The following is a 5,212-nucleotide window of genomic DNA, read 5'->3' on the forward strand; positions in this document are numbered from 1 at the left end:
AGAAAAAACGGAAACAGAGGGACATCCAGTTCAACTGCCACTTGCGTGAATTGTTGTTCAAACAAACGGGAATACTGTTTGCCATAGTTCGGGGGGATTCGCATGCCAAGAATCACCGGGGTTGCGCCACTTTCACGGCTAACGGAAACCATCTGGGCGATATTCTGTCTCATGATAATGGGGGACAGTCCACGCAATCCATCATTGCCACCCAGTTCGATAACCACGATCTGCGGTTGATGCTGCTCAAGCAGCCCGGGAAGCCGGCTTTTGCCACCGGCAGTGGTTTCGCCACTGACTGACGCATTGATCACTTCCAGATTGCTGCAGGACGCATCCAGTGACTGTTCAAACAGGTGAACCCAGCCTTGTGACTTTTCAATGCCATAGGCTGCACTGATACTATCGCCCAGTATCAGAATCCCGTTCGCACGCGCTAGCGTTGCGAATCCAACAAGTGCCATCAGCAACAGTGGCCTGACCATGAGAGACAACATGAGCAATACAACTCCGGTTCTGAATGCCAAAAATGTAGGAAAACAGGTCTCCGGGCCGGACGGCGACCTGACACTGTTGCAGAATATCACGTTACAGGTAAATGCTGGCGACAGCCTGGCCATTACGGGCCCTTCCGGCTCCGGCAAGTCGACACTGTTGTCCTTGTTGGCCGGTCTGGATGTGCCCACATCCGGAGAAGTCCTGCTACAGGGCCAGGCATTCAGCAGCCTTAGCGAAGACCCCAGAGCCCGCCTGCGCGGCAAGCATTGCGGTTTTGTGTTTCAGCAGTTTCAGCTGGTGGCTGACCTGAATGCCATGGAAAACGTCATGCTGCCTCTGGAAATCCTGGGGCGAGACAACGCCCGGGACATCGCCAGTCACTGGCTCGAGCAGGTAGGGCTTGGCCAGCGTCACCACCATTTCCCGGCGCAACTGTCGGGCGGTGAACAACAGCGGGTCGCTCTGGCCCGCGCCTTTGCGGTCTCCCCCGCCATCCTGTTTGCCGATGAACCCACTGGCAGCCTGGATTTTGCCAACGGTGACCATGTTGCAGACCTGCTCTTCCGGTTGAATAAGGAACAACAGACCGCTCTGGTACTGGTGACTCACGACCCGGAACTGGCCAGCCGTTGTCAGCGCACCTGCACGCTTCAGGAGGGTCAGCTCAGTGGCGAGTAAGCAACGCACGTCCGGCGCCTTCCTCAAACCCTGGCGCTCGCCTGCCTTTCGTATTCAGGCCCTGGCCATGCTGGTAGCGGCACTGGCAATGACCACTATGCTGGCATTACGGGACACCGTAAACGATCGTTTCAGTCAGCGTACCGCTGTTGCCCTGGGCGGCGACCTGGTACTGGAAGGCACCCGCTTCCCGGAACCTGCCCAGCGTGAATTGCTCGACACCGTGCGCCATGCCGAAACCGTGAATTTCGCCAGCGTATTGATTCAGGACGATCAGTTCCTGCTGGCGAGCGTCCGGGCGGTAACTCACAACTATCCTCTCTATGGGGAGTTGCTGATCAGCGATGACCGTTTTTCTTCGCCTTACGCTGCGCAACAGGCTCCAGCCACCGGCCATATCTGGCTGGCGGGCCAGGCCCTTGACCGGCTTGGCCTGTCTGTCGGTGACAGCGTGACGCTGGGCAATCTGTCGCTCAATATCGAACGGGTGATTGTTCAGGAACCCGATCAGCAATCGGGTTTCTATAGCATGAATCCGCGTGCGCTGATTGCTGTCGACGATCTGGAGGCCAGCGGCATACTCGGCCCGGGCAGCCGCTATAAACATCATGTGCTTATCGCCGCGCCGGCAGCAGAGCACGAAAGCCTTACCGAGCGTCTTGAGCCGACTCTTCGGGTCGATCAGGAAATCGAAACCGCCAGGAATACCGAGCTTCGCCAGCGCGGCCCTATTCGACAAATGTTTCTCTGGTCACAGCTGGCCGTCATGTTGGTTATCCTGCTGTGCGCGGCCGCCATTTACCTCACTGCCAGTCATCGTGCCCGTCAGCAGCAGACACTCTGTGCGGTGATGAAGACGGCCGGGGCAACACAGCGTCAAATCGCCAGCCGATTACTCGGCGCGGATGCATTAGCGCTGTGCCTGCCTGCACTGGCGGGGGCGTTGCTTGCCACGGGTATCGGCCTCTGGATCAGTCAGACACTGGAAGCAGGCTCACACCTGCCCGCCTGTGCCCTGGTACAGGGCCTGATCGGTCCTGCCGTTCTGTGGCTGGGGTTTGCTGCGCCCACCTTATGGCAACAACTGCAGCGCTCACCGCTGTCTCTGCTGCGCGATGAAGCCGGGAGTACCGGCCAGGCCCTGCCCCTGATCATCGCCGTGCTCGCCCCGCTGCCCCTCGCCGCTCTGCTCACCGGCTCGCTGGCAAGTCTGTGGCCGTTGCTGTTGGTGACCCTGGTTGCGGCCATCGGCTTGCCCCTGCTGTTGTGGCCCTTGATTAGTGGTCTGGATCGAGTGATCAGCAAAGCGCCGTTAGCAGCTCGTCTCGCCTTCCGCCGTCTCAGCCGACGCAAGACCACCACCTTGCCATTACTGGCGGCACTGATTATTTCGTTGTCAGTACTGTCCATGTCACTACAGACCGGTAACCAGCTGCTGGGCCAGTGGCGGGCCACCTTGCCGGAGCAGGCGCCGAATTATTTCGTGATCAACCTGTTTGATAACGACATTGATGGTTTCAAAGGCTGGCTTGCACAGCACGAAAGCGCCGAACAACCGCTTTACCCTGTGGTGCGGGCACGATTGACCGGCTTGAACGGTGAACCGGTGCGTGAAGCCGTCACCAAAGAGCAAGACCGTGGCACCCGGGCACTCAACCGGGACCTGTCACTGACCGAGTCTGATAGCTTGCCCGATAGCAACACCCTGCTCGAAGGGCGTTTCGCCCGGCATGCAGGGGAAGTCACCGTGGAAAGCAAACTGGCGGAGTCGCTGGGGCTAAAAGTGGGCGACGCCCTGACCTTTACCGGCGCGGCTGCGCCTTTCGACGCCACCATCACGGGTTTCAGGGAGGTGGACTGGGAAAGCTTTGCACCGAATTTCTACTTCATTTTTGCTCCCGGCACGCTGGAAGCCCAGAGCCGGACCTGGATTACCAGTTTCTATCTGCCGGAATCGGAAGCCGGTGCGCTGGCAGAGCTGGTTAGCCGCTACCCCCAGATCAGTCTGCTGGATGTGAATGCGATCCTGACAACCCTGCAGGAAATCATACGTCAGGCCAGCACCGCGGCCTTCCTGGTCGGGGTGCTGTTGATGATTGCTGCCCTGTTGGTGCTACTGGCTGCCTTGTTATCCAGTGCCGCACAAATTGGCAAAGACAATCAGCTGTTGATCATTCTCGGCGCCGGTCACAACCTGCTGCGCCGTACCACCGCCCTGCAGGCACTCTATCTGGGGGGCGGTGCGGCGCTGCTGGCGAACCTGATCCACCTTGCGGCGCTTTGGCCTCTGGGGCAGCGGTTGTTCGATGGTGCGCTTCCGCTTTCCCCCTGGATGCTGATTCCCTGGCTCGCGCCGGCAATCCTGGCCACCCTGGCCTGGCGGTTACCACCACTGAAACCCGCAGGCCATCAGGTAACCCGGCAATAGCCCCGAACCAGCGGGGTCAGCCCTTCGCGCTGGCCCCACCTTGCCTGGCAAGAAGCAGAAACAGGGCCATTGCCAGAAGGCTGCTGCCTGCCATCAGTGCGGTCATGGGGATCGGAGTACCGTCATGCAGCGTGCCAAGTAGTGCCCCGACAAGCCCCGCCATCAGGAATTGCAGCGCCCCGTTGAGGCCGGTCGCCGCCCCGCTGTCACGCTCAAAGAGCGACAGGAAGCTGGCAATGCCATTGGGCATCACCAGGGCCATCATGCCGCACACTATCATGATCAGTGGAATCGCCAGCCATAGGGTCAAGAGGCCGCCAAGGGTGAGCAGTAACAGGCTCAAGGCCGCAACGGCCTGAATCAACAGCCCTGTTTTCATGATCGCCGCTGTCTCATACCGCCGCAGCAACAACACATTAAGCCGATTGAGCGACAGCATGGCGACCACATTGGCGCCAAACGCCAGTGGGAACTGTTTGGAGCTCAGCCCGAAATGTTCCATATAAAGGAAAGCGGCATCGGTGATGAAGGTGAACATGGCGGTAAACGACAAGGCATTGGCCAGGATAAACCCCATGGCAGGGCCGTTACGCATCACACGACCGTAGGCAAAAAACAGGCGACGAAGCAGACTTTCACTGTCTGCGGAAGCATCCTGACGACGGACTGTGGGCAACAGAAAGACCACCATCATGAATACCAGAACGCCATACCCCGCCAACATGATGAAGATGCTTTTCCAACCCAGGGTGTTGAGCAGCAGGGAGCCGATGGCGGGCGCCAGCAACGGTGCCAGCAACATCACCAGGCCGATGGTGGTCAGAACCTGCGCGGCCTGTCGCCCGGTAAAATGGTCACGCACCGAAGCGGCGGCGATTACCACTGTGGCGCCACCGCCCAGAGCTTCCACAAATCGCAGCAAATACAACTGTTCCACCGTAACAGACCACGGAATCATCAGGCTGGCGGCGATAAACAGTACCAGCCCCGTACAGGCAACAGGCTTACGGCCATACTGGTCAGAAAAGGGGCCACCAAGCCACTGCCCCAGAGCGACGCCAAGCACATAGACACTGACGGAGATCTCCACATCATGAATCGGGACATCAAAGTGGCCCGCCATGGTCAACAGCGCGGGCAAATACGTATCGATGGCAAGCGGGCCCAGTGCAACAAGGGTACCCAACATGATGGCCAGGCGGCCGGGGCTAATGGCGGACATGAAGATTCCGGAATTCGGGAGACAGGGTCAGGGAAACAGGATGGTAGCGCATGTCAGGCAGAGGATCACGCAAACATTGAACCATGTTCATATTTATTTTCAGGCGACGATTGTCAACAGGCTCATACCTTTAGCGACTCAAAAACGGGTTGCCAGCACGTCCCGGTACTGTGAGTATTAGCGCGTCTAGAGGGAGATCACTCTATGTTGGACGCATTGATGCGCCCCTTGTCTTTGGCAAGCCATCGTCATAACACCGCCCATCGTGACGGTCGTTATCGGCCACTGATCTCCCTACCCCCTTCCTGAGACAGGACTTGCATGGATCTTAGCGTTTCTTTCCAGTTGGCCATCATCACGGTGGTCGCCTTCGCCTGCCAGTGGCT

At 58.7% G+C, this 5,212-nt stretch carries 4 protein-coding genes; 2 read left to right on the top strand and 2 right to left on the bottom strand.

The genetic code is table 11. From position 1 onward, the window contains the following. The coding region (locus Q672_RS24055) for an arylesterase (protein WP_031226275.1) at positions 1-464 on the bottom strand (464 nt) is incomplete at its 3' end. Positions 465-495: 31 nt separating this feature from the next. Here Q672_RS24055 and Q672_RS24060 point away from each other — a divergent pair. Both Q672_RS24060 and Q672_RS24065 read left to right on the top strand, forming a co-directional pair. Then, positions 496-1,176, top strand: coding sequence for an ABC transporter ATP-binding protein (locus tag Q672_RS24060; RefSeq protein WP_022985015.1), 681 nt, complete (start codon positions 496-498; stop codon positions 1,174-1,176). Continuing rightward, positions 1,166-3,604 carry an ABC transporter permease gene (locus tag Q672_RS24065; RefSeq protein WP_022985016.1) on the top strand — a complete coding sequence of 813 codons (2,439 nt, stop codon included), beginning with the start codon at positions 1,166-1,168 and terminating at the stop codon, positions 3,602-3,604. Before Q672_RS24060 ends, Q672_RS24065 begins: the two co-directional genes overlap by 11 nt. A gap of 16 nt (positions 3,605-3,620) precedes the next feature. On the opposite strand, the gene Q672_RS24070 is transcribed toward Q672_RS24065, so the two are convergent. Then, positions 3,621-4,826: a multidrug effflux MFS transporter gene (locus Q672_RS24070; protein ID WP_022985017.1), complete on the bottom strand. Its 1,206-nt coding sequence runs from the start codon at positions 4,824-4,826 to the stop codon at positions 3,621-3,623. Between the last annotated feature and the right edge of the window lie 386 nt (positions 4,827-5,212).

Source organism: Alcanivorax sp. P2S70, from assembly GCF_000475295.1.
Taxonomy (GTDB): domain Bacteria; phylum Pseudomonadota; class Gammaproteobacteria; order Pseudomonadales; family Alcanivoracaceae; genus Alcanivorax; species Alcanivorax profundi.